Below are 24,739 nucleotides of genomic sequence, written 5' to 3' on the forward strand. Positions count from 1 at the left end.
ACGCAGGGCCGTCCGGCTCACCCGGGCCGTCCGGCTCAGCCGGGCCGTCCGGTTCAGTCGGGCCGCCCGGTTCAGGGCCGCCCCACCCGCCCGGGTCGGGTCGCGCCGTCCCGTCCGCCGGTGCAGCAGCGTCCGACCCGCCGTCCGGTGCAGCGTCGTCGGCGCCGCAGCCTGCGTCTCGGCGCGCTCGACGGCCGGCTGCGTTACGGCTTCGCCGCGGTCTGCACGCTGCTGCTCGTGATCGGCGGGCGTCTCGTCCAGCTGCAGGGTCTCGACCACGGCGGCTACGCCGGTGCCGCGATGGCCCAGCGGGTCGACACGCTCGCGCTGCACGCGCTGCGGGGCCAGATCCTCGACCGCAACGGCGTGCCGCTCGCGTACACCTCCGACGCCCAGGACATCACCGCGGACCCGCAGCAGGTGAGATTCGACGAGCGCCTGGACTACGCGAACAAGTTGTCGCCGCTGCTCGGAGTCCCGGCCGCCCAGCTCGTCACGCTGCTGTCGGGCAAGAGCCAGTACGCGATGCTGGGCCAGGGACTGTCTCCGGCCGCGGCTCAGAAGGTCACCGATCTGAAGCTGGCCGGCATCTACACCCAGGCCACCACCCAGCGGCAGTACCCGGCCCGCACGACCGGCGCGAACGTCGTCGGCTTCGTGCACGGCAACGGCACCGGCGCGGCCGGCATCGAGCAGACCTACAACGACGTGCTCGCCGGTCAGGACGGCAGCCAGACCTACTGGGTCGACAACCTCGGCAACGTGAACCCGAGCAGCCGCACGAGCACGAAGCCGGCGCGCAACGGCGCCGACGTGCGGCTCACGATCGACCAGAGCCTGCAGTACACCGCGCAGCGGGCACTCGACGTCGCCGTGCCCGAGTCGGGGGCGCGCGGGGCCGAGATGGCCGTGCTCGACGCGCACACCGGCCAGGTGCTCGCCCTCGCGTCGTCCGGCACCTACGACTCCTCCGATCCCGTGATCGACTCCAACACCTCGATGAACCCGCCGGTGATGTCGGCCTTCGAGCCGGGTTCGGTGCAGAAGGCGATCACCTTCGCCGCCGCCGTGCAGGAGAAGAAGATCACGCCGCAGACGACGCTGAGCGTGCCCGACTCGATCGACACGGGCGGCGTCACCGTCCGCGACGCGTGGGCGCACAAGACCGAGCGGTTCACCGCCACCGGGGTGCTCGCCGAGTCGTCCAACGTCGGCACGCTGAAGATCGCGAACCTGCTCGGGCCGACCACGTGGTTCGGCTACGAGAAGCGCTTCGGGGTCGGGACGAAGACCGGCATCGAACTGCCGGGGGAGAGTGGCGGCTACCTCCCGCCGCTGTCGCAGTGGTCGGCGTCGACCTTCGCGAACCTGCCGTTCGGCCAGGGCGAGAGCATGACCGTCCTGCAGCTCGCGTCGATCTACCAGACCTTCGCCAACAACGGCGTGCGCGTCCCGCCGCGCATCGTCTCCTCGGTCACCAAGGCCGACGGTTCGGTGTCGGCGACGCAGCAGCCCGCCGGCGTGCGCGTGATCGACGCGGCGACGGCCAGGACCGTGCGCACGATGCTCGAGTCGGTGACACTGCCCGGTGGTACCGGGAAGAAGGCGGCCATCCCGGGGTACCGCGTCGCCGGCAAGACCGGCACGGCGCAGCAGCCCGACCCGGCCCACGGCGGCGCGTACTCGAGCTACATGAACTGGGACACGTTCGCCGGGATGGTGCCGGCCGACGACCCGCAGTTCGTCGTGGCGATCATGGTCGACAACCCGGCGCACGGGGTCGAGGGCGGCGACGTCGCCGCTCCGCTGTTCAACCAGATCGCGAGCTACGAGCTGCAGCACGCGGCCATCCCGCCGACGGGTTCGCTGTCGAGGCATGTGCCACTCCAGGACTGCGCCGGTCAGGACCGTCGCTTCCTGCCCGCTAACGTTTGCTGACGTGCCGACTGCAGTGACGCCACCCGGCGGGATCCCGCGCCCGACGGGAGGGGTCCCGGTCCGGATCAGCGCGCTGGCCTCCGGCCGGGGCGAGGTGCACGGCCCCGACGTCGGGGTCAGTGGCATCACGGCGTCGAGCGATCGCGTGCACGGCGGCGACCTGTTCGCGGCCATCCCGGGCCGCACCGCGCACGGGGCGACGTTCGCCCCGGCGGCGATCGCGCTCGGCGCGGTGGCCGTGCTGACCGACGAGGCCGGGTGCGCGCACGTGCCGGCCGGTGTTCCGGTGCTCGTCGTGCCCGATGTCCGCAGCGTGCTGGGCGAGGTCGCCGCCGACGTGTACGGGCGGCCGTCGACCGGGCTGGCGATGCTCGGCGTCACCGGCACGAGCGGCAAGACCACGACGACTTTCCTGATGCGGGCCGGGCTGCGTGCGGCCGGGCGGGTACCCGGGCTCATCGGCACCGTGGCCACGATGATCGGCGACGACGAGATCAAGACCGGCTTCACCACGCCCGAGGCCCCAGACCTGCAGGCGCTGCTCGCGGTCATGCGCGAGCGGGGGGTCACCGACGTCGCGATGGAGGTCTCCAGCCACGCGCTCGCGATGGGCCGGGTCGGCGGGGTGCGCTACGACGTCGGCGGCTTCACCAACCTCTCCGAGGACCACCTCGACTTCCACACCGACATGGAGGACTACTTCGCGGCCAAGCTGCGCCTGCTCGACGAGCTGAGCGCGCGCGGCGTCGTCGTCGTCGACGACGAGTGGGGGCGGCGCGCCGCGGCCGGCGATCCGGCGCGCATCACCGTGTCGACCGGCGGCGCCCCGGCGACCTGGAAGGCCTCGGACATCAGCGAGCGGCCCGACGGCACGACCTCGTTCCGGGTGCACGGGCCGGACGGGCTCGACCTGACGGCGGGGTGCGCGATCCCCGGCCGCTACAACGTGGCCAACGTGCTGCTGGCGCTGGCGGTCCTGCACGAGGCCGGCATCCCGGCCCCGGTCTCCGCGCCGGCCGTCTCCGCCGCCTCGGTGCCCGGACGCATGGAGCGCCTCGACCTCGGTCAGGGCTTCCTCGCCGTCGTCGACTACAGCCACAAGCCGGCCGCGGTCGACGGCGCGTTGCGGGCGCTGCGGCCGCTGACCCCGGGGCGGCTCGTGATCGTGCTCGGCTGCGGCGGCGACCGCGACCGCGGCAAGCGGCCGCACATGGGCGACATCGCCGCCCGCGGCGCCGACAGCTTGATCGTCACCGACGACAACCCGCGCTCGGAAGACCCGGCCGCCATCCGGCAGGCCATGCTCGACGGCGCCCTCGCCGTGCCGGCCGCCGAACGGGGCGAGGTGATCGAGATCGGCGACCGCACCGAGGCGATCGCCCGGGCCGTGGCCGACGCCCGGCCGGGGGACACCGTGCTCGTCGCCGGCAAGGGGCACGAGACCGGTCAGGAGATCGCCGGCATCGTCCATCCCTTCGACGACCGCGACGTGCTGCGGGCCGCGCTGGAGAGCCGATGATCAGGCTGACCCTGGGCGAGGTCGCCGACATCGTCGGTGGCACGCTGCGCCACGCCGATCCGCACACCGTCGTCACCGGCACCGTCGAGTTCGACTCGCGCCAGGTGACGCCGGGCGGCCTGTTCCTCGCCCTGCCCGGCGAGCGGGTCGACGGGCACGACTACGTCGCCGCGGTGACCGCCGCCGGCGCGGTGGCCAGCCTGGTCACCCGCCCGGTCGACGCGCCGTCGATCGAGGTGGCCGACGGCTTCGCCGCCCTCGCCGCCCTCGCCGGCGCGGTCGCGCGCCGCCTGCCCGACACGGTCGTCATCGGGATCACCGGGTCGTCGGGCAAGACGTCGACGAAGGACCTGCTGGCCCAGGTGCTGGCCCGCGCCGGCCGGACCGTCGCCCCTCCCGGGTCGTTCAACAACGAGCTCGGCCACCCCTACACGGTGCTCCGCGCCACGCCCGACACCCGCTTCCTCGTACTCGAGACCAGCGCCCGCGGCATCGGCCACATCCGGTACCTGACCGGCATCGCGCAGCCGCGCATCGGCGTCGTCCTCAACGTCGGCAGCGCGCACCTCGGCGAGTTCGGCAGCCGCGAGGCGATCGCGCAGGCCAAGGGCGAACTCGTCGAGGCGCTGCCCGCCGAGGGGGTCGCGATCCTCAACGCCGACGACCCGCTCGTGGCCGGCATGGCGCCGCGTACTGCCGCCCGCGTGGTGACCTACGGCGTCGATCCCACCGCGGACGTGCGGGCCGAGGGCGTCACCTTCGACGAGCTGATGCGCGGCCGCTTCACGCTCGTCGCCCGCGGCGAGCGGGCCGGGGTCGCGCTGCGCCTCGTCGGCGCGCATCACGTGAGCAACGCGCTCGCCGCCGCTGCCGTCGCCCTCGAGTGCGGGATGGCGCTCGGCGACGTCGCGGCCGCGCTGGGCGACGCCACCCCGACGAGCCGCTGGCGCATGGAGATCACCGAGCGGGCCGACGGCGTGCTCGTCATCAACGACGCCTACAACGCGAACCCCGAGTCGATGCGGGCGGCGCTCGACGCGCTCGCCGCCGTCGGTCGCGCGCGCAGCGGGGCCGGCGGCCGGACCTTCGCGGTGCTCGGTTCGATGGCCGAGCTGGGGGACGCGACCGACGCCGAGCACGTCGCGCTCGGGCAGCGGGCCGCGGCGCTCGATATCAGCCGGGTGGTCGCGGTCGGTGAGGTGGCCCGCGCGATCGGGCGCGGCACCGCTCTGGAAGGGTCCTGGAGCGGGACGGCCGGTTGGGTGCCCGACGCCGATGCGGCGCTCGCGCTGCTGCGGGCCGAACTGCGGGCGCCGGATGTCGTGCTGGTCAAGGCGTCTCGCGCGGCGGCCCTGGAACGGGTCGCGCTCGCGCTCGCGGGGGATACGGTGACCGACGGCGACAGCTCGACCGCCGAGGACGGAGGCAGCAGCGCGTGAAGACGATCCTGGTCGCCGCCATCTTCTCCCTGCTCGTGTCCATCCTGTGCACGCCGCTCGTCGTGGTCTACTTCCGCCGCCGCGGCTTCGGGCAGGAGATCCGCACGGACGGACCGCAGACCCACCTCGTGAAGCGCGGCACGCCGACCATGGGCGGCGTCGCCATCATCGGCTCGACCGTCGCCGGCTACGTCGTCGCACACATCATCCGAGCGGTCGGCGGCCAGGGCGGCCCCACGGCGTCCGGCCTGCTCGCCCTCGGCCTCATGGTCGGGCTCGGCATCGTGGGCTTTCTCGACGACTACATCAAGATCCGGCGCCAGCGCAGCCTCGGCCTGCGGGCCCGGGCGAAGTTCCTCGGCCAGCTCGTCGTCGGGGTCGTGTTCGCCGGCCTCGCGCTGCGCTTCCGCAACCACTACGACCTGACGCCCGCCTCGACGCACCTCTCCTACGTGCGCGACATCCCCGAGATCGGGCTGGGCGTCATCGGGTTCGTCATCATCGCCTACCTGATCATCTCGGCGACGTCGAACGCGGTGAACCTGACCGACGGCCTCGACGGGCTGGCCGCGGGCGCCGCCGCGATGGTGTTCGGCGCCTTCACGCTGATCTCGTTCCTGCAGTCGCGCAACCAGTGCCTGGGCCATCCGGCCGCCGGGTGCTACTCGGTGCGCGACCCGCTCGACCTCGCCATCGTCGCCGCATCGGCCATGGCCGCGTGCTTCGGCTTCCTCTGGTGGAACGCGTCGCCGGCGCAGATCTTCATGGGCGACACCGGCTCGCTCGCGCTCGGCGGCCTGATGGCCGGTTTCGCGATCCTGACCCGCACGGAGTTGCTGCTCGTCGCGCTCGGCGGCCTCTACGCCGCGATCACGGTCTCCTCGATCATCCAGACCGGCTGGTTCAAGATCACCCGCATCCGCACCGGCACCGGTAGGCGGGTGTTCCGGATGGCCCCGCTGCACCATCACTTCGAGCTGGCCGGCTGGGAGCAGATCACGATCATCGTGCGCTTCTGGATCATGGCCGGGCTCGCCGTCGCCTTCGGCATGGGCCTGTTCTACGCGGACTTCATCGGCAATGGTTGACGCCTCGCTCGCCGGACGCCGCGTGCTGGTCTGCGGCTTCGGCGTGGCGGGACGGTCGGCGGCGCGGGCCCTGCTCGACCGCGGGGCGTCAGTGGCGCTGACCACCGACACCGAGCCGGTCGACGTGCCCGCCGGACTCGACCGGCTCGGCGCGCTGACGGCCGTCCCCGACGGCGTCGACCTCGTGGTCGCGTCGCCCGGCTACCCGCCGACCCATCCGCTGCTCGCCGACGCGGCCGCGCGCGCGGTTCCGGTGTGGGGTGAGGTCGAGCTGGCCTGGCAGCTGCGCGGGCCGGGCGCGGCGCCGTGGCTGGCGATCACCGGCACCAACGGCAAGACGACGACGGTGCGCATGCTCGAGTCGATCCTGCGCGCGGGCGGGTTCCGGGCCCTGGCCGTGGGCAACGTGGGCGAACCGTTGATCGACGCCGTGCTGGCCGACCCGCCGTACGACGCGCTGGCCGTCGAGCTCTCGAGCCAGCAGCTGCACTTCGCGCCGTCACTCGCGCCCGCGGCGGGTGCGCTGCTCAACCTGGCGCCCGACCACCTGACCTGGCACGGCTCGATGGACGCCTACGTCGAGGCCAAGCTGCAGGTCTGGAACGGCGAGGTCGCGATCGGCAACGCCGACGACCCGATCGTGGCGGCCCGGATGCCGGCCGGCGCGATCGGCTTCACGCTCGACGAGCCGGCCGACGGGCAGCTCGGCGTGCGCGACGGGCAGCTGGTCTCCCGAGCGTTCGGCGACGACGGGCTGGCCCTGGCCGGCGCGACCGGCGTGCGCCCGGCCGGGCGGCACAACGTCGCCAACGCGCTCGCGGCGGCCGCGCTGGCCCGCTCGATCGGCGTCGGCGCCGAGGCCGTCGCGGCCGGGCTGCACGACTTCGTCCCCGACCCGCACCGTAACCAGTCGGTGCTCGTGCGGGACGGCATCGAGTGGGTCGACGACAGCAAGGCGACCAACCCGCACGCGGCCGCGGCGTCGCTCGGGGCCTACCGGCGCATCGTGTGGATCGCCGGCGGCCAGCTCAAGGGGGTGGCGATCGACGATCTCGTCGCCGCCACCGCGCCGCGTCTCGTGGCCGCCGTGCTCCTCGGGCAGGACCGCGCGATCATCGCCGCTTCACTTGCACGACACGCGCCCGATGTCCCCGTCATCGTCGTGGACAGCACCGACCATGGAGTCATGACCGAGGTGGTGCACGCCGCGGCCGACTTCGCGCGTCCCGGGGACACGGTGCTGTTGGCCCCCGCAGCCGCGTCCTACGACATGTTCAGCGGCTACGGCGCCCGCGGCGACGCGTTCGCCGCCGCCGCCCGCGCGCTCGACGGGGCACGGTCGTGACGAGCACGCAGCGGGTCGGCGCGCTCTACGGCCTGCGGGACCGCCTGCCCGGCATCCAGCGTGACCCGCACGACGGCGCGACGGACGCCGGGCCCAAGTTCCTGGACCGCCCGTACGCCTCGGTGCAGCTGCTGCTGCTCGCCACCGCCGGGCTGCTCGTCTTCGGCGTGCTGATGGCCGTGTCGACGACGATCGCCGCCGCCCACGACAACGGCGGCACCGGCTCGATCTGGGGGCAGGGCATCCGCGAGATCGAGTTCATCGGCCTCGGTCTCGTCATCTTCTGGGCGTCGATGCGCCTGTCACCCCGCCGGCTGCGCCTGCTCGCCTACCCGACCCTCGGTCTCGCCCTCGTGTCGCTCGTCGCGGTGCTCATCCCCGGCATCGGCGTCGGCGTGTACGGCGCTCGCCGCTGGATCGATGTCGGGCCGCTGCAGCTGCAGCCCTCGGAGCTCGCCAAGGTGGCGATGCTCCTGTGGGGCGCGGACCTGCTCGCCCGCAAGCAGCAGCTCGGCACCCTGAAGCGGGCCCGGCACCTGTTCGTGCCGCTGCTGCCCGGGTTCGCGATCGTCAGCCTGCTGGTGATGGCCGAGCCCGACCTCGGCACGACATGCTGCTTCATGCTGATCCTGCTCGGCCTGCTGTGGATGATCGGCATGCCGCTGCGCTACTTCGGCCTGGTGCTGGCGATGGTCGCGGCGGCGGTCACCGCGCTGGCGATCACCGCGCCGTACCGCCTGGCCCGGCTCACCAGCTTCACCGATCCGTTCAAGGACGCGAAGGGCGCGGGCTATCACACCGTCGAGGGGCTATACGCGCTCGCCTCGGGCGGCTTCTTCGGGGTCGGTCTGGGCCAGGGCACCTCGAAGTACGGCTGGGTGCCCAATGCGAACTCCGACTTCGTCTTCGCGATCATCGGCGAGGAGCTCGGCCTGATCGGCTGCCTCGCCGTGCTCGCCCTGTTCGCGCTGCTGGCCTACACCGGGTTGCGCATCGTCAAACGCAACGCCGACCCGTTCGTGCGCCTCGTCGCCGGCGGCGCCACCATCTGGCTCTGCGGGCAGGCCGTGATCAACATCGGGTACGTCAGCGGGCTGCTGCCGGTCACCGGCATCCCGCTGCCGCTGATCTCGGCCGGCGGCACCTCCCTGCTCGTGACCTTCTTCGTGCTCGGCCTGCTCACCTCGTTCGCGCGCCACGAGGCCGCGGCGGTGACAGCCTCACGCCGCGCCGACAGGCTCGGCCGCCGCACCCGCCTCGAGCGGTGGGCCCGCATCCCGGTGCCGAGCGGCTACGTCGCCCCGAAGCGGCGTGCCCGGGTCGCCCCGCGGGCAGGCCGATGAGCGAGGGACCTCGCGTCGTTGTCGCGGGCGGTGGCACGGCCGGACACATCGAGCCGGCCATGAACCTCGCCGACGCCGTCCGCCGGCTCGACCCGACGGCCGAGATCACTGCTCTCGGTTCGGTGAAGGGGCTCGACACCACGCTGATCCCGGCCCGCGGCTACCCGCTGGAGCTGGTGCCGCCGGTGCCGCTGCCGCGCAAGATCAACCGGGCACTCTTCGCGACGCCGGGCCGCGTGCGCGAGGCGGTCGTCGCCGCGTCGGCGATCCTCGAACGTGTGCAGGCCGAGGTCGTCGTCGGCTTCGGCGGCTACGTCGCCGTGCCGGCCTATCTCGCGGCGAGGCGGCTCAGCATCCCGATCGTCGTGCACGAGGCCAACGCCAAGCCCGGGTTGGCCAACCGCGGCGCGGCCCGCATGACCCAGCACGTCTTCACCGCCACCCAGGACGGACGCCTGCCGCACGCCACCGTCATCGGCATCCCGCTGCGGCCGGCCATCTCGCAGCTCGACCGCGCCGCGCTGCGCGACGAGGCGAGGGCCCGTTTCGGGCTGCGACCGGACCGCCCGACGCTGCTGGTGTTCGGTGGTTCGCAGGGGGCGCGTTCGATCAACCACGCTGCCTCCGGTGCTGCTGGCGGTCTGCGTGATTCCGGTGTGCAGGTGCTGCACGTCATCGGTCCGAAGAACGAACTGGTCGTCGATTCCGACGAGTCGGCGCCCTACGTCGTCGTGCCGTACGTCGAGGAGATGCAGTACGCCTACGCCGCGGCCGACCTGGCGCTGTGCCGGTGCGGGGCGATGACCTGCGCCGAGCTCGCCGCCGTCGGGTTGCCGGCGGTCTACGTGCCGTACCCGGTGGGCAACGGCGAGCAACGCTTCAATGCGATGCCGATCGTCGCCGCTGGGGGTGGGATGCTGGTCGACGACCAGGACCTCACGCCGGACTGGGTGCTCCGCGAGGTCGTCCCGCGCCTTACCGATCCGGCGGCGCTCACGATCATGTCGCGGGCGGCCGAGCTCTCCGGCTCGCGCGACGCCGACGTCGTGCTGGCCCGTCGGGTACTCGACGTCGCGGCCGAATACCGCCGCTTCCCCGGAAGGAAAAGATGAGTACGCGACCGACGCGTGACCACGAGGGCGACCGGCCGGAGGACTGGGCCGCACCGGGCGCGGCACTGGTGCGCAGCGCGGCCACCGACGTCATCCCGCCGCTGGCCGACCTCGGCCGGGTACACATCATGGGCATCGCCGGGTCGGGCATGAGCGCGCTCGCCCGCATCCTGCTCGAGCGCGGCCTCGAGGTCAGCGGCTGCGAGGCACGGGACTCGCTCACCGTGGCCGGGCTGCGCGCCCTCGGCGCGACCGTCCACATCGGTCACTCGCCGGCGCACCTCGACGACGCCGACACGTTCGTCTACACGACGGCGATCAATCCGAAGCACGAGGAGTTCGCCGCCGCCCGGGCGAGCGACAAGCACGTGCTGCGCCGCGCCGCCGCTCTCGCCGCGGCGCTCGAGGACCGTCGCTGCATCGCCATCGCCGGAACGCACGGCAAGACCTCGACGACATCGCTGCTCGTCGTGGCCGCACAGGCGTGCGGCGCCGACCCGTCCTTCGCCATCGGCGGCAACCTCTACGAGACCGGCAAGAACGCCCACCTCGGCACCGGGCCGTTCGCGGTCGTCGAGGCCGACGAGAGCGACGGCTCGTTCCTCCTGACCCGCCCGGCCGCGGCCGTGATCACCAACATCGAGGCCGACCACCTCGAGAACCACGGCGACCTCGAGGGCATCTTCCGGGCCTTCGAGATGTTCGTGGACCGGGTCGACCCCGAAGGCCTGCTGCTCACCTGTGCCGACGACCCGGGCGCGCGGCGCATCGCCGACTACGCGCGGGCCCAAGGCCGGCGGGTACGCACCTACGGCGAGGCGCCGGACGCCGACATCCGCGTCGACGACATCGTCACCCGCTCCGACGCCGTCGAGTTCACCGTGGCGGGTGAGGGCCTCGGCGAACGACGTGTGCGGGTCGGCGCGCTCATCGGCCGCCACATGGCCCTCAACGCCACCGCGGCGCTCGTCCTCGCCGCCGACCTCGGCCTCGACGCCGACGTCGCCGCCGGGTCGTGGGCCGGCTTCACCGGCGTGCACCGGCGCTTCGAGTCTCACGGCGAGGGCGGCGGCGTGCGGGTCTTCGACGACTACGCGCACCACCCGACCGAGATCGTCGCCTCGCTGACCGCGGCCAAGCAGGCGCTCGCCGGAACCGGACGCCTCATCGCGGTGTTCCAGCCCGGCACCTACAGCCGTACGCAGACCTTCGCCCAGGAGTTCGCCACGGCCATGCAGATCGCCGATATCGCGATCGTCATGGATGTCTTCCCGGCCCGCGAGGAACCCATCCCGGGGGTCACCGGCGCGACCATCAGCGACCTCATCGAGCTGCCCGCGGGCGTGGTCGTCTACGAGCCGCGCTACGAGGCGGTTCCCGAGCGCGTGGCCGCGCTGGCCCGGCCCGGTGACCTCGTGGTCACGATGGGCATCGGCAACGTCTACCTGCTCTGTGACGTCATCCGCGACGAGTGCGCCCGGGCGGCTCAGGAGCGTTCATGACGAGGCCTGCGGCGTACTCACCACCCGACGACGGCTACCGCGACGGCGACGGTCCGGAGTCGCCGTCGGCGAGCCGTCGACGCCTCGTGACGCTGGTGCTCGTGGCCGTGGTGGGCGCGGCGCTGGCGCTCACCTGGGTGGTCGCGTTCAGCTCGCTGCTCGGGGTCCACTCGGTGCGGGTCGTCGGGGTGCGCACCCTCACCAGCGCGCAGGTCGAACGCGCGGCTGCGATCGAGTCCGGCACGCCGCTCGCCCGCCTCGACACCGCGGCGGTGGCCGGACGGGTAGAGAAGCTGGCCGACGTCGCGAGCGCCGAGGTCGACACCTCGTACCCCACCACCGTCGTGATCACGGTGCACGAGCGGACCCCGGTCGGCTTCGTACGCCTCGCCGGCAAGGACATGCTGGTCGACCGCACCGGTGACCAGTACCGCACCGTGCCGGGCGCGCCGCCCGAGCTGCCCCGCTTCGTGGTGCCCGCCGGTACGGACTCCCGCACGACCGGCGGTGCCGTGGCCACGGTCGCCGGCGCGTTGTCGGCGGCCCTGCGGACCCGGATCGCGTCCATCGAGGCCCTCGACCCGACGGCGATCACGCTCGTGCTGCGCGACGGTGGCGTGGTGCGGTGGGGGAGTGCCGACCGCAGCGCCGACAAGGCGCGGCTGCTGCCGGTGCTGCTGCGGCAGACGGCGTCCCAGTACGACGTCAGCGACCCGGATCAGCCCTTCACCCGCTGATCGTTCTCGGCAACCGGCGTGTCGCACGGCGCGCCTGCGCGGGTTCATCTCCTTCGCGTTCTAACTTCGACCTCAACATCCCAGGTTGACATAACATTAACCGTTTACTTGAGGATGAGGGTTAACGGAGACCCGCAATCCAGCCCCAGTACCGATCACAACGACCACGGCACCAGCCGGACAGTAGGAGCCCACCCATGACAGCACCGCACAACTACCTCGCGGTCATCAAGGTCGTCGGCGTCGGCGGCGGCGGCGTCAATGCCGTGAACCGGATGATCGAGGTCGGCCTCAAGGGCGTCGAGTTCATCGCCGTCAACACCGACGCCCAGGCATTGCTCATGAGCGACGCCGACGTCAAGCTCGACGTCGGCCGCGAGCTCACCCGCGGCCTCGGCGCCGGCGCGCAGCCCGAGGTCGGCCGCAAGGCCGCCGAGGACCACCGCGACGAGATCGAGGAGGTGCTCAAGGGCGCCGACATGGTCTTCGTCACCGCCGGCGAGGGCGGTGGCACCGGCACCGGTGGTGCGCCGGTCATCGCGAGCATCGCCCGCAAGCTCGGTGCGCTGACGATCGGTGTCGTGACCCGCCCGTTCAGCTTCGAGGGCAAGAAGCGCGCCACCCAGGCCGAGGAGGGCATCGAGCAGCTGCGCTCGGAGTGCGACACCCTCATCGTCATCCCGAACGACCGGCTGCTGCAGATCTCCGAGCGGAACGTGTCGGTCATGGACGCCTTCCGCAGCGCCGACCAGGTGCTGCTCTCCGGTGTCCAGGGCATCACCGACCTGATCACCACACCGGGTCTGATCAACCTCGACTTCGCCGACGTGAAGAGCGTCATGAGCGGCGCCGGCTCGGCGCTGATGGGCATCGGTTCGGCCCGCGGCGACAACCGCGCGCGGCAGGCGGCCGAGATCGCGATCGCGAGCCCGCTCCTCGAGGCGAGCATGGAGGGCGCGCACGGCGTGCTGCTCTCCATCTACGGCGGCTCCGATCTCGGTCTGTTCGAGATCAACGAGGCGGCCACGCTGGTGGCCGAGTCGGCCCACCCCGAGGCCAACATCATCTTCGGTGCCGTCATCGACGACACCCTGGGCGATGAGGTCAAGGTCACCGTCATCGCGGCCGGTTTCGACAGCGGCCAGCTGCCGTACAAGAAGGTCGACATCCGCCGCGAGCCGGCCGCGCAGAACCGCTCGGGCTACACCACCTCCACGCCGGCCTCGTCGTACTCGCCGGCCGGTGCGACCGCGGGGGCCCCGGCCCGCGAGACGACGGCCCAGCCGCAGTCGCGCCAGCCCGAGCCCGCCTCCTCGCAGTACTCGGCGCCGGTCACCAACGGGTCGCGTTCGCCGCTCAACCTCGACGACGAGCTGGACGTCCCCGACTTCCTGAAGTCGTGACCCGCCGCCGTCCGATGCGCCCGGAGTACGCACCGTGACGGAGCCGGTCGGCGACGACCGTCGGCAGGCCGAGCTCGTCACCGCTCTCGGAGCGGTGCGGGCCCGGATCGCCGACGCCTGCGTGGCGGTCGGGCGTGACCCGCAGGAGGTCACGCTCGTCGCGGTGACGAAGACCTGCCCGGCGACCGACATCGCGACCCTCGCCCGCCTCGGCGTGCTCGACATCGGCGAGGCCCGCGACCAGGAGGCCCGCGCCAAGCTCGCCGAGCTGGCCGAGGCGCCGTACCCGCAGGTATCCCTGCGATGGCACCTCATCGGGCGGCTGCAGACGAACAAGGCCCGCAGCGTCGTCGGCTACGCGCACGCCGTGCACTCCGTCGACCGGCCCAAGCTGGCCCGGGCCCTGGCCGACGCCGCGGCGGAGCATCGCGACCACCCGCTCGACGTGTTCGTCCAGGTGAGCCTCGACGGCGACCCCGAACGCGGGGGAGTCGTTCCGGCCGAGCTGCCGGCGCTGGCCGACCTCGTCGCCGAGCGCCCCGAGTTGCGACTGCGGGGCCTGATGGCCGTCCCGCCCGTCGGCAGCGACGCCGACGAGCAGTTCACGCGCCTCGCCGAACTGGCCCGGGGCGTGCGCGACGACCATCCCGCGGCCGATGCGCTGTCGGCCGGCATGAGCGACGACCTCGAGGCGGCCGTCCGGCACGGATCGACACACGTGCGTGTCGGATCGGCGTTGCTCGGACGCAGACCGCCCATCGTCAGCTAGCGTCCAAGCCAGGTCGTACGCGGCCGTCACTTGAATTCATGGAGGAAGCCAATGCCCGGAGCGATGCACCGCATGGGCGTCTATCTCGGTCTCGTCGAGGACGACGACTATGCCGACGCGGAAGGCTACGGGCAGACGACCACCGAACGCGCACCCGCGCGTCGTGACGACTACGCCGAGGCCCGCTACCCGCGGGAGAGTGCGCGGAGCGAGATGACCAACTACAGCCGGGACTATCCCGACGACGCCAATCCGGTCGGCTACGCCGACGAGTTGGCGCCGCCGACCTACCAGATCACCGCCTTGCACCCGCGCACCTACAACGAGGCGCGCACGATCGGCGAGCACTTCCGCAAGAGCACGCCGGTGATCATGAACCTCTCCGAGATGGACGACGCCGACGCCAAGCGGCTCGTCGACTTCGCGGCCGGCCTGACCTTCGGTCTGCACGGCCGCATCGAGCGGGTCACTGCGAAGGTGTTCCTGCTCAGCCCGCACAACGTCAGCGTCACCGCGCAGGAGCGGGCGAAGATCGAGAACGGCTTCTTCAACCAGAGCTAGGCGTGGCCCGGGGGCGGCCTGGCACCATTACCGGTGCCGGGCCGTTGTCGTGATGTAGCCGGTGCCCCGCCCGACCGGACCGAGAACCAGGAGGAGTGACGATGACGCTGTTGTGGGGCGTCGTCGGTTACGCCCTCTGGATCTACATCCTGTTGGTGCTGGCGCGGGTGGTCATCGACTGGACCCGGCAGTTCGCCCGCAGCTGGCGACCGATCGGCGCGGCCGCGGTGGGCATGGAGGTCGTATACACGGCCACCGATCCGCCCATCCGACTGCTACGGCGATTGGTCCCTCCGCTTCAGCTGGGTACTGTGAGCCTCGACCTGAGCGTCATCATCGTGCTGATCGTGCTGATCGCCCTGCGCGTGGTTGCTCTGTCGTTCGCCTAGCAGTCCCTAAGATCGACCCGTCGTCCGCAGTTCCCTAATCGAAGTGTCCTCGAGGTGACCGAATGCCGCTGACCCCAGCAGAAGTCCATAACGTCGCTTTCAAGAAGCCGCCCATCGGCAAGCGCGGATACGACGAGGAAGAGGTCGACGCGTTCCTCGACATCGTCGAGGTCGAGCTCTCCCGCCTGATCGAGGAGAACAACGACCTGCGGGCGCGCATGGGCTCGGGCCAGCCGGCTCCGGCCGCCGCGGCCGCGCCCTCGGGGGCGGACCCGGCCGAGCTCACTGCGGCGCGCGACGAGAACAACCACCTCAAGCAGCGCATCGGCGAGCTCGAGCGCACGCTCAGCCAGGGCAAGGACGGCGCCCAGCAGCAGCTCGTCGAGCTGCAGCAGCGTCTCGCCCAGACCGAGCAGCAGCTGGATCAGAACCGCGCCCAGCTCGAGCAGGCTCAGCACCAGCTCACCGAGGCCCAGCAGGCGCGTGAGGCGCAGGCCGAGGCGCCGGCCGCGGCCAACCTGGCCAAGGAGCCGGCCACGCCCGCGGCGTCCGACCACCACCTGCAGGCCGTGCAGATGCTGGCGCTGGCGCAGCAGACTGCCGACCAGCACCTCGCGCAGTCCAAGGCCGAGGCCGAGCGACTCGTCAACGAGGCCCAGGCCAACGCCGAGGCGAAGCAGAACGAGGTCGACCAGAAGACGACCCGCCAGATCGCCGAGGCCGAGCAGAAGGCCAAGCAGCTCGACGAGGAGAGCACGGCGCGCGCCGCGCAGACGGTGCAGGACGCCGAGCAGCGGGCCGCGACCATCACCGCGCAGTTCGAGCAGCGCAAGGCGGCACTCGAGCGGCGCGTCGAGGAGCTGCGCACGTTCGAGCGCGAGTACCGCACGCGGCTCAAGAGCTACCTCGAGTCGCAGCTGCGCGACCTCGACGCCAGCGGCAAGGCCGAGCCGGCCAACCCGAACAGCGACTACGCCGACGCGCAACAAGGCTAGGTCCAGGGCAGAATCTCACATCACTGACGGGGCTGCGTCGGGATGCGCGCACGGCGCATCCCGGATTCGTCGGGTGATCCCGCGCTGCCACGTCCCGGCTGGTTCGTGAAGGGTCACGGGATGGTTCTGATCGGGCTGCTGCTGGTTGCCGCGATTTTCGTGGTGCTCGGGGTGGTGCAGGGCAATGTCGCGTGGCTCGTCGCGTCCATCGTCGCGAGCGTGCTCACCGCCGGGCTGATGCTCTGGACGTACCTCAAGTCGCGTCCGGGCCGGGCGGCGGTGAAGGGCGAGGCGGCGGCGGCGTCCGCGGGCACAGCCTCAGCGCGTACCTCGGCCGCGGGCACGTCGTCGACGGCGACGACCGCGGTGGCGCCGGCGGCTGCTGCTGCGACACCGGCCGCTGCCGAGGAGGTCGTCGTGGTCGACGGCCGGCCCGAGTACCACTCCGCCGCGTGCGGGCGGCTCGCCGGTCTGGGCGAGGCCGAGTCCATCCCGCTGGCCCAGGCCCTCGAGGACGGCTTCACCCCCTGCCCCGACTGCACCCCCTCTCCGGTCGAACCGTCCGCCGCCGAGACGACGGTCCTGCCGGCCGTCGTGGCGCAGGCCGGCGGCGACGACGTCTGGGTCGCCGACGGCCACCCCCAGTTCCACCGGCAGGATTGCCCCCGCCTGGCCGAGCTCGCCGCCGAGCCGATCCCGCTGGCCCAGGCCCTCGAGGACGGCTTCACCGCCTGCACCGTGTGCACTCCCACCTCGGCCGCTGTCGTACCGGCCGCGTCGGTTCCGACCGCCCCGGCCGCAGCCGCGGTGTCGATGCAGAAGCCGCCGTCGATCGAGCGGGACGCGTCCGGCGCCGAGGTCGTGTGGGTCGCCGACGGGTTCCCCGAGTACCACGTGTCGGGCTGCGACGAGCTCGCCGGGCTGGAACCCGAGCCGGTGGCCTACGAGCAGGCGGTCGACGACGGCTTCCAGCCGTGTGTCGTGTGCAATCCGGACGCCGTCCGCGCCCGTGCGGGCGCGGTGGCGCCGGCCGGTGGACCGGACGACGTCTGGGTCGTCGACGGGGCGCCCGAGTACCACCTGGCGGGGTGCACCGAGCTGGAGGGGCGCCTGGGTGAGCCGGTGCCCCGCAAGCAGGCGGTCGAGGACGGTTTCGACCCGTGCGCCGTCTGCCGCCCCGAGGCCGCCGGATCCGAGACCGGAGGAGACACGCGGCCCGCCGCCGCGGGCATGGCGCTCGCCGGTCCGGCCGGTGCCGCCGATCTCGAGCCGGTCGACACGTCCCGGCTCGTCTGGGTGGCCGACGGCTTCCCCGACTACCACCGCGAGGAGTGCCGGACCCTCGTCGGGCTGGACTCCGAGGCGGTGCCGCACGACCAGGCGGTCGAGGACGGCTTCACCGAGTGCGGTGTGTGCACGCCGGAGGCGGCCGATGCTCCCGCCGACGCGGTGGCACCCGAGCCCGAGGTTGCGGCGGCTGCGGCGGGCCCGGAGGTGTCGGTCGTGGACGGCTTCCCGGACTACCACCGGGCCGACTGCGTCGAGCTGATCGGGCTGGACTCGGAGGCGGTGCCGCACGACCAGGCGGTCGAGGACGGCTTCACCGAGTGCCGGGTCTGCACGCCCGAGTCCGAGACCGCACCGACGCCGCAGCGCGAGTTGCCGGCGGCGGCTGCGGTGGCGGGCAGCCCGGACGAGCCGACCGGCCGCCAGGTGTGGGTGGTCGACGGCTTCCCCGACTACCACCTCGAGGACTGCCGCGCCCTCGTCGACTTCACCGAGACGATGACGGTGCCGCACGACCAGGCGATCGAGGACGGCTTCACGGCGTGCCCGGTCTGCCGTCCGGAGGGTGGGCCGGCCGAGCCGGTGCTCGCTGCGGTTCCGGAGGCCGCGACCGTGGCGGAGGCGCCTACGGGCCGCGAGGTCGTGGTGGTCGACGGTTACCCGGACTTCCATCGGTCCGGCTGCTCGACCCTCGCCGATCTGGACGAGGAGACCGTTCCCTTCGAGCAGGCGATCGAGGACGGCTTCACGCCCTGCGCCGTGTGCCGGCCCGACACCGCCGAGGCGGTGCCCGCGTTGCCGGAACCGGAGCCGGAGCCTGTTGCCGAGCCCGAGCCCGAGCCCGAGCCCGAGCCCGAGCCCGAGCCCGAGCCCGAGCCCGAGCCCGAACCCGAGCCCGAGCCAGCACCCGAGCCCGAGCCTGTTGTCGGGCCGGAGGCCGAGCTTGAGCCCGCGCCCGAAGCCGAGCCTGTTGTCGAGCCCGAGCCGGCTGCTGCGCCTGAGCCTGTTGCCGAGCCCGAGCCCGAGCCCGAGCCGGAAGCCGAACCCGAGCCGGAAGCCGAGCTCGAGCCCGAGCCTGTTCCGGCGCCGGCCGCACCGGCCAAGGCGCCGGCAGCGAGCAATCGGGTCTGGGTCGTGGACGGTCGCCCGCGCTTCCACGCCCAGGACTGCCTGATCATCAAGGGGCAGGCGGCCCAGGCGGTGTCGCGCGACGAGGCCGAGGCCGACGGATTCCGGCCGTGCTCGCTGTGCCAGCGTCGCTAGTTCGGAGCTGATCGCGCCGGAGCGTGACCGAGTCGACGGATCCGCGCTCGCCCGGGCGAGCGAACGGGTGGGTATGCGCAAGCGTCGGCTGGCCTGGCTCCCCCTGCTCGTGCTCGTCCGCGCTCTACGGGTGAGGATCTCGGTCGGCCCGCGGCGGCGGTACTGGCATCGACGCGCGCAACGCGGCGAGCTGAACCTCGTCGCGTTGGGCGACTCGCTCACCCAGGGCATCGGTTTGTCGCGGCCGTCCATGTCGTGGCTCGGCCGGTTCGCGAGCCACGTCGCGTCCGCAGGCGGACGCAGTGTGCGTATCGACAACCGGGCGGTGTACGGAGCGCGGATCGCCGACCTGATCGCGGCCCAACTGCCCGTGCCGGTCGACGCCGACATCGTCACGGTCTGCATCGGGGCCAACGACTCCGGCCGCACCGAGCCCGACGCGTTCCGGGCCGACCTGCGGCAGGTGTGCGGGCAACTGCCGCCCGGCTCGATCGTCGGGGACGTGCCGGAGTTCCAGTGGTGTGCGCGCATCGCCGCCGCTGCCCAGCTCTCGCAGATCGTGCGCGACGTGGTCGCGGAGTTCCCCGCCCTTTTCCTCGCCCGGGTCGAATTCCACACGACCGGTACCCGGATCCTCACCGAGCTGGCCGGCGACTTCTTCCATCCGAGCGACAGCGGCTACCGGCGCATCGCGGCCGCGTTCGTCAGCGCTTGGGACGCCGGGCGCGTCGTGGCGCCGGTCGGTACCGGTATCGGCCTGGACGACTGAGCCGCGATGAGGTCGGGTAGTGCGTTGATATCGCGACGCAACGCACCGAGAGCGGCCATCACCTCGGTCACAAGCATGACCTGGCCGACCCTTCGGGCCCGTCGGTCGAGGGACACACCGAGCGTGGCGCCGATCGCCGCCGCGAGCACGGCAACCAGCACCGTCATTCGAGGACCGTTCCTGTCGTCGGTCGGAGCGCGAGGGCGGTCCCCCCGCCCGTGAGGCTCTGCCCGATGCACTGCATAGCGCGAGCAATGCCGGTATTCACCTGATCCAACGGAAGCGCCAGGCGCTGGGCCACCAGGCTGTGCGTCAGGCCGCCGACATACACGAGCCCGACCATCGTGGCGTCGAGTCGATCGCACTTGTCCAGCGCCCGGACGAGGTCGTCGGCCCAGGCCTGCGCCGTCGCGCGATGCTCGGCGTCGTCGTGGTCATGCTGCGAGGATGCTCGCTTGGTCCGTGGCAAGTGTGTCCTCGTTCCGAGCGGCGCGATGGCGCCGACGCGGGGGCCGGCGTGCCCCGTCAGTGACATCATCGGGTGGGCGGGAGCCGATCCGAGTACAGCTTCGCGCGGCCTCGGAATATCGGGACCTTCGCCCCTGATCGCTCCGCCGAATTGGCGTGAATGCCCTTATATGCCAGGGAGTAGCGGCTCGACGTCGAGCCAGGCGGCCAGGTCGGTGAGCTCGGCAGTGACCGCGCGGGTCATTGCCTTCGTGAACGCGACGTCCTGGTGCACGGCGTCGACGCGGAGCACGCCCTGCCGCGCGTCGGTAGTGGCATCGACCTTTCCGACCAGCTCGTCGCCGTACAGGATCGGCATGGCCCAGTAGCCGAAGCGGCGGGCGGAGGCGGGCTTGTACATCTCGAGCTGGTAGTCGAAGTCGAAGATCTCCTCCATGCGCTTGCGGTCGAAGATCAACCGGTCGAGCGGGGACAGGACCGCAGCCCGGCCCCGGAACGTCCCGCCCATATACGACGGGTCGACCCGCCACTGCCCCTTCACGCCCTCGATGACCGCGGGCTCGCCCGCCTCCTCGACGCCGTTGGGCTCGTTCGGACTGACCGGCCCCTTGGCCCGTGCGATGCCGAGCGAGCGCAGGCGGCGCTCGTTGCGGACGCGCAGGGCCTCGGCCGTCGGAACCGGCTCGTCGTCGGGATAGATGCGGTCGGCGAGATCCCACAGGCGGTCACGGCCGCGGCGACCGGCAACGGCCACCTCGCCGCGCTGGGTGAGGAGATCCAGCATCTTCGGCACGTTGCGGTTGTTGTTCCAGCCCGACGAGCGCCACGGCACCGTGCACGTGTCGGGCAGCTCGCGCGAGGTCAGCGGCCCCTCGCGCAGCAGCTCGTCGAGGAGGTCGAGGCGGAAGCCGTCGTTGGCCCGCACCCACTCGGCCGAGCTCTCGAGCCAGTACGGCACGCCGTCGGCGCCGGGCCACTCGGCCATCTCCGCGCGATACAGCGCGAGGTCCTCGGCCGGGCGCAGCAGGCCGAACAGGTCGATGAGCGCCAGTTGCTCGAAGGCGTCGTTCACCGCGCCGCGCGGGCACGTCGAGCCGAGCCGGCTCCACATCACGAGCTCGGCGTTCGGCGCGACGGCGGCGGTCTGGTCGTGCTGCAACAGCGTCAGGTGGCGAGCCGTCGCGATCAGGTCACCCGGCCGCTGGGCGTCGAGCAGCTGGGCCCGGACCGCGATGCGTCGCGCGTCCCGGGGCGACAGCTCGTGCACCTTCATGGTGATCAGGTTAGGCGGCGCAGCCAGATGGTGAGACCCAGCTCCTCGTCGGCGGCGCTGAACGCGTCGCCGTCGGGTGCGCCCTCGTGCAGCGCGGTCGCCAGCACCTCGCCGGTCAGCTGCTCGGCGTGCGTGCGGATCGCCTCGGCCGGCTCGGGGGAGCCGCCCACCCGCCACCACAGCTCGATGCGGTCGGTGACCTCGAAGCCGGCGTTCTTGCGGGCGTCCTGCACCAGCCGGACGATCTCGCGGGCGAGTCCGGCCAGCCGCAGCTCGTGGGTCAGCTCGAGGTCGAGCGCGACGGTGTCGGCGCCGTCGGAGGCCACGGCCCAGCCGGAGCGCGGTGTCTCGCTGACGACGATCTCGTCGCCGCCGATCGGGAGGGTCTCGCCGTCGACCACGACCGACGCCGTGCCGGCTCGGTAGGCCGCCACCAGCTCGACCGGATCGGTGGCCGCGATCGCGTTGGCGACCGTCTGCGTGCGCTTGCCGAAGCGGCGGCCGAGCTCGCGGAAGTTGGCCTTCACGCTCAGCTCGACCAGTTCGTCGGCGTCGCCCAGCCGAGCCAGGTCGACGACGTTCAGCTCGTCCCGCACCTGGTCCTGCAGGTCGGCCGGCAGCGCGGCCCAACCCGGCGCCGAGATGAGCGCGCGGGACAGCGGCTGCCGGGTCTTCACCTTCGACCCGGCGCGAGCCGCCCGGCCGAGCTCGACCAGCCGGCGGACGAGCGCGACCTGCTCGCCCAGCTCGGCGTCGACACCGGCGACGTCCACCGTGGGCCACCCGGCCAGGTGTACCGAATCGGGCTGACCCTCCTGGCCGGCGAACAGCGCCGACCACACCCGCTCGGTCACGAACGGCGTGAGCGGCGCCATCACCAGCGTGAGGACGTGCAGGCACTCGTGCAGCGTGCCGAGGGCGGCCGGGTCGCCGTCCCAGAAGCGACGCCGCGAGCGGCGCACGTACCAGTTCGACAGGTCGTCGATGTACGTGCTGATCGCCCGGCCGGCCCGCGCGGTGTCGAAGTTCTCGAGGGCGTCACCGACCTCGAGGGCGCACCGCTGCGCCTCGGACAGCGCCCAGCGGTCGAGCACGGTCCGCTCGCCGGCCGCGCCCGCCGACGGGGTCCACGAGTTCGCGCGGGCGTACAGCGACTGGAACGACGCGACCGACCAGTACGTGCGGATCACCTTGGACGCGATCTCCTCGAGCACCTTGTGCCCGACGCGGCGCGGCGACCAGGGCGAACCGCTGCAGGCCATGAACCAGCGCACGGCGTCGGCGCCGTGGCGGTCCATCAGCGGGATCGGCTCGAGGATGTTGCCGAGGTGCTTGCTCATCTTGCGGCCGTCCTCGGCCATGATGTGCCCGAGGCAGACCACGTTGCGGTACGACGACTGGTCGAACACCAGGGTGCCGATGGCCATCAGCGAGTAGAACCAGCCGCGCGTCTGGTCGATCGCCTCGCAGATGAAGTCGGCCGGGTAGGCCGTCGCGGCCTCGTCGGCATTGCGGTACGGCGCCCCGAACTGGGCGAACGGCATCGAGCCGGAGTCGAACCAGGCGTCGATGACCTGGGGTACCCGACGGTATGTTCCGTCCTCGCCGTCGAGGGTGAAGGTGACGTCGTCGACGAACGGGCGGTGCGGGTCGTCGAGCTCGACGCCGGACAGTTCGCGCAGCTCGGCCAGCGAACCGACGCACACCATCCGCGACGGATCGGCGTCGTTGCGCCACACCGGCAGGGGCGTGCCCCAGTAGCGGTCGCGCGAGAGCGCCCAGTCGATGTTGTTGTTCAGCCAGTCGCCGAAACGGCCGTGCTTGATGGTGGCCGGGTACCAGTTGGTGGCCTCGTTCTCGGCGAGCAGCCGGTCCTTGATCGCGGTCGTGCGGACGTACCAGGACGGCAGCGCGAAGTACATGAGCGGCGTGTGGCACCGCCAGCAGTGCGGGTAGCTGTGCGTGTAGGGGACGTGCCGGAACAGCAGGCCGCGGGCGCGCAGGTCGGCGACCAGTGCCTCGTCGGCGTCCTTGAAGAACGCGCCGCCGACGAGCGGCAGGTCGGCCTCGAAGTGGCCGTCGGCGGTGATCGGCTTGACCACCGGCAGCCCGTAGGCGCGGCAGACCGCGAGGTCGTCGGCGCCGAAGGCCGGCGCCTGGTGCACCAGGCCGGAGCCGTCGTCGGTGGTGACGTAGTCGGCGAGGACGACGAAGTTGGCGCCCTCGAGTTCGACCAGCTCGAACGGGCGCTGGTAGGTCCAGCGCTCCATGTCGCGGGCGGCGATGCGCTCAAGGATCTCGACATCCTCGCCCAGAGCCTTCTGCAGCAGGGGTTCCGCGACGACCAGCGTGGCAGCGCCGGTGCGGGCGACGACGTAGGTGACGTCGGGATTGACCGCGACGGCGGTGTTGGAGACGAGCGTCCACGGCGTCGTCGTCCACACCAGCAGGTCGGCCTTCCCGGCCCACGGGCCCGAGGTCAGCGGGAAACGGACGAAGACCGACGGATCGGTGACGTCCTCGTAGCCCTGCGCGACCTCGTGGTCGGACAGCGTGGTGCCGCAGCGCGGGCAGTACGGCGCGACGCGGTAGTCCTCGACGAGCAGGCCCTTGTCGAAGATGGTCTTCAGGGCCCACCACACCGACTCGACGTAGTCGGGCGTCATGGTCCAGTACGCGTGCTCGTAGTCGGCCCAGTAGCCCATGCGCTCGCTCATGGTCTCGAAGGCGTCGACGTGGCGCTGGACGTTCTCGCGGCACTTGGCGTTGAACTCGGCGATCCCGTACGCCTCGATGTCGGCCTTGCCGGTGAAGCCGAGCTCTTTCTCGACCGCCAGCTCGACCGGCAGACCGTGGCAGTCCCAGCCGGCGCGCCGCTGGACGTGCTGGCCGCGCATCGTGCGGTAGCGGGGGAAGACGTCCTTGAAGACGCGGGCCTCGACGTGGTGCGTGCCGGGCATCCCGTTGGCGGTGGGCGGGCCCTCGTAGAACGTCCAGGCCGGACCCCCGACGGTGGCGTCGACACTCCGCTGGAAGACCTTGCTCTCGCGCCAGGTCTCGATGACCGCGCGATCCATCTCGGGCAGGTCGACGTGGGCGGGCAGCGGCTGGTAGGCGGCCGGGTCGGTGGTCATGCGGTCGTGCTCCTTCGAGTCCGAGGTACGGCCAAGACTCGAGGGACGATGCACCGACTCGCGCACCGCGGTACCACCCTCGTTGACCCGGCTCCGGGATCGGCGCCGCGCCCACTCGTTGTGCTGTTCCGGGTCTAGTAGGGCTCGGGCCCGTTCTTCCGGCGCTCGGAGGTGATTTCGCCGGCGGTCCGTACCCCCGGGCTCGCACCGTCCCCGGGTCGCTGAGGTTGGGCTCCGCGACTACTCGTCCTCGTCACTGCGAGGTCGATGGTAGCGATCCGGGCGGATCAGCGCCCGTGGGTAAGCGTTCGGCGCCCGACCGGGCCGGCCTGAAACGCTGTCAGGCCCGACTTCCGGACCGTTCGAGGCGCCGAATTCGGCGTGGACAGTGGCGGCGGGGTGGGC

19 protein-coding genes are annotated in these 24,739 nt (G+C 72.2%); 16 read left to right on the forward strand and 3 right to left on the reverse strand.

Features of this window, described 5'->3' with window-relative positions:
- Positions 1-120: 120 nt before the first annotated feature.
- From VGN18_RS07305 to VGN18_RS07380, 16 genes are all read left to right on the forward strand, one after another.
- Positions 121-1,938 (forward strand): penicillin-binding protein 2, encoded by a 1,818-nt coding sequence (locus VGN18_RS07305; protein ID WP_327539002.1) that lies wholly within the window; start codon positions 121-123, stop codon positions 1,936-1,938.
- A complete protein-coding gene (locus VGN18_RS07310; protein ID WP_414655021.1) occupies positions 1,877-3,457 on the forward strand; it encodes a UDP-N-acetylmuramoyl-L-alanyl-D-glutamate--2,6-diaminopimelate ligase in 1,581 nt (526 codons plus the stop codon). The genes VGN18_RS07305 and VGN18_RS07310 overlap by 62 nt, the downstream gene beginning before the upstream one ends.
- Positions 3,454-4,896 (forward strand): UDP-N-acetylmuramoyl-tripeptide--D-alanyl-D-alanine ligase, encoded by a 1,443-nt coding sequence (locus VGN18_RS07315; RefSeq protein WP_327539004.1) that lies wholly within the window; start codon positions 3,454-3,456, stop codon positions 4,894-4,896. Before VGN18_RS07310 ends, VGN18_RS07315 begins: the two co-directional genes overlap by 4 nt.
- Complete coding sequence (gene mraY / locus VGN18_RS07320; RefSeq protein ID WP_327539005.1) at positions 4,893-5,984, forward strand: phospho-N-acetylmuramoyl-pentapeptide-transferase; 1,092 nt, start codon at positions 4,893-4,895, stop codon at positions 5,982-5,984. Before VGN18_RS07315 ends, mraY begins: the two co-directional genes overlap by 4 nt.
- On the forward strand, positions 5,977-7,329 hold the full coding sequence (murD, locus tag VGN18_RS07325; protein ID WP_327539006.1) for a UDP-N-acetylmuramoyl-L-alanine--D-glutamate ligase: 1,353 nt from the start codon (positions 5,977-5,979) through the stop codon (positions 7,327-7,329). The genes mraY and murD overlap by 8 nt, the downstream gene beginning before the upstream one ends.
- On the forward strand, positions 7,326-8,672 hold the full coding sequence (ftsW, locus tag VGN18_RS07330) for a putative lipid II flippase FtsW (RefSeq protein ID WP_327539007.1): 1,347 nt from the start codon (positions 7,326-7,328) through the stop codon (positions 8,670-8,672). The genes murD and ftsW overlap by 4 nt, the downstream gene beginning before the upstream one ends.
- Positions 8,669-9,784 carry an undecaprenyldiphospho-muramoylpentapeptide beta-N-acetylglucosaminyltransferase gene (murG, locus tag VGN18_RS07335; protein WP_327539008.1) on the forward strand — a complete coding sequence of 372 codons (1,116 nt, stop codon included), beginning with the start codon at positions 8,669-8,671 and terminating at the stop codon, positions 9,782-9,784. Before ftsW ends, murG begins: the two co-directional genes overlap by 4 nt.
- Entirely contained in the window at positions 9,781-11,286 is a 1,506-nt protein-coding gene (gene murC / locus VGN18_RS07340; RefSeq protein ID WP_327539009.1) for a UDP-N-acetylmuramate--L-alanine ligase, read from the forward strand. Before murG ends, murC begins: the two co-directional genes overlap by 4 nt.
- On the forward strand, positions 11,283-12,023 hold the full coding sequence (locus VGN18_RS07345; protein ID WP_327539010.1) for a cell division protein FtsQ/DivIB: 741 nt from the start codon (positions 11,283-11,285) through the stop codon (positions 12,021-12,023). The genes murC and VGN18_RS07345 overlap by 4 nt, the downstream gene beginning before the upstream one ends.
- A gap of 197 nt (positions 12,024-12,220) precedes the next feature.
- Positions 12,221-13,426 (forward strand): cell division protein FtsZ, encoded by a 1,206-nt coding sequence (ftsZ, locus tag VGN18_RS07350; RefSeq protein WP_327539011.1) that lies wholly within the window; start codon positions 12,221-12,223, stop codon positions 13,424-13,426.
- A 34-nt stretch (positions 13,427-13,460) separates the two neighbouring features.
- Positions 13,461-14,195 (forward strand): YggS family pyridoxal phosphate-dependent enzyme, encoded by a 735-nt coding sequence (locus VGN18_RS07355; protein ID WP_327539012.1) that lies wholly within the window; start codon positions 13,461-13,463, stop codon positions 14,193-14,195.
- 51 nt (positions 14,196-14,246) lie between these two features.
- Positions 14,247-14,756: a cell division protein SepF gene (locus tag VGN18_RS21085; protein ID WP_349259847.1), complete on the forward strand. Its 510-nt coding sequence runs from the start codon at positions 14,247-14,249 to the stop codon at positions 14,754-14,756.
- Positions 14,757-14,857: 101 nt separating this feature from the next.
- Positions 14,858-15,145 (forward strand): YggT family protein, encoded by a 288-nt coding sequence (locus tag VGN18_RS07365; RefSeq protein WP_327539013.1) that lies wholly within the window; start codon positions 14,858-14,860, stop codon positions 15,143-15,145.
- Positions 15,146-15,207: 62 nt separating this feature from the next.
- Complete coding sequence (locus VGN18_RS07370; protein ID WP_327539014.1) at positions 15,208-16,140, forward strand: DivIVA domain-containing protein; 933 nt, start codon at positions 15,208-15,210, stop codon at positions 16,138-16,140.
- Positions 16,141-16,260: 120 nt separating this feature from the next.
- The gene (locus VGN18_RS07375; protein ID WP_327539015.1) at positions 16,261-18,690 is read left to right on the forward strand and encodes a hypothetical protein; all 2,430 of its coding nucleotides are present in this window, start codon (positions 16,261-16,263) and stop codon (positions 18,688-18,690) included.
- Positions 18,691-18,763: 73 nt separating this feature from the next.
- On the forward strand, positions 18,764-19,459 hold the full coding sequence (locus VGN18_RS07380; protein ID WP_327539016.1) for an SGNH/GDSL hydrolase family protein: 696 nt from the start codon (positions 18,764-18,766) through the stop codon (positions 19,457-19,459).
- Positions 19,460-19,622: 163 nt separating this feature from the next.
- Here VGN18_RS07380 and VGN18_RS07385 read toward each other — a convergent pair whose 3' ends face one another.
- The 3 genes from VGN18_RS07385 to ileS form a co-directional block, all read right to left on the reverse strand.
- On the reverse strand, positions 19,623-19,928 hold the full coding sequence (locus tag VGN18_RS07385) for a hypothetical protein (protein ID WP_327539017.1): 306 nt from the start codon (positions 19,926-19,928) through the stop codon (positions 19,623-19,625).
- 165 nt (positions 19,929-20,093) lie between these two features.
- Entirely contained in the window at positions 20,094-21,200 is a 1,107-nt protein-coding gene (locus tag VGN18_RS07390) for a DNA glycosylase AlkZ-like family protein (RefSeq protein ID WP_327539018.1), read from the reverse strand.
- A 5-nt stretch (positions 21,201-21,205) separates the two neighbouring features.
- Positions 21,206-24,334 (reverse strand): isoleucine--tRNA ligase, encoded by a 3,129-nt coding sequence (gene ileS / locus VGN18_RS07395; protein ID WP_327539019.1) that lies wholly within the window; start codon positions 24,332-24,334, stop codon positions 21,206-21,208.
- Positions 24,335-24,739: the final 405 nt, after the last annotated feature.

The sequence above is a fragment of the Jatrophihabitans sp. genome (assembly GCF_036000465.1).
Classification (GTDB): domain Bacteria; phylum Actinomycetota; class Actinomycetes; order Mycobacteriales; family Jatrophihabitantaceae; genus Jatrophihabitans.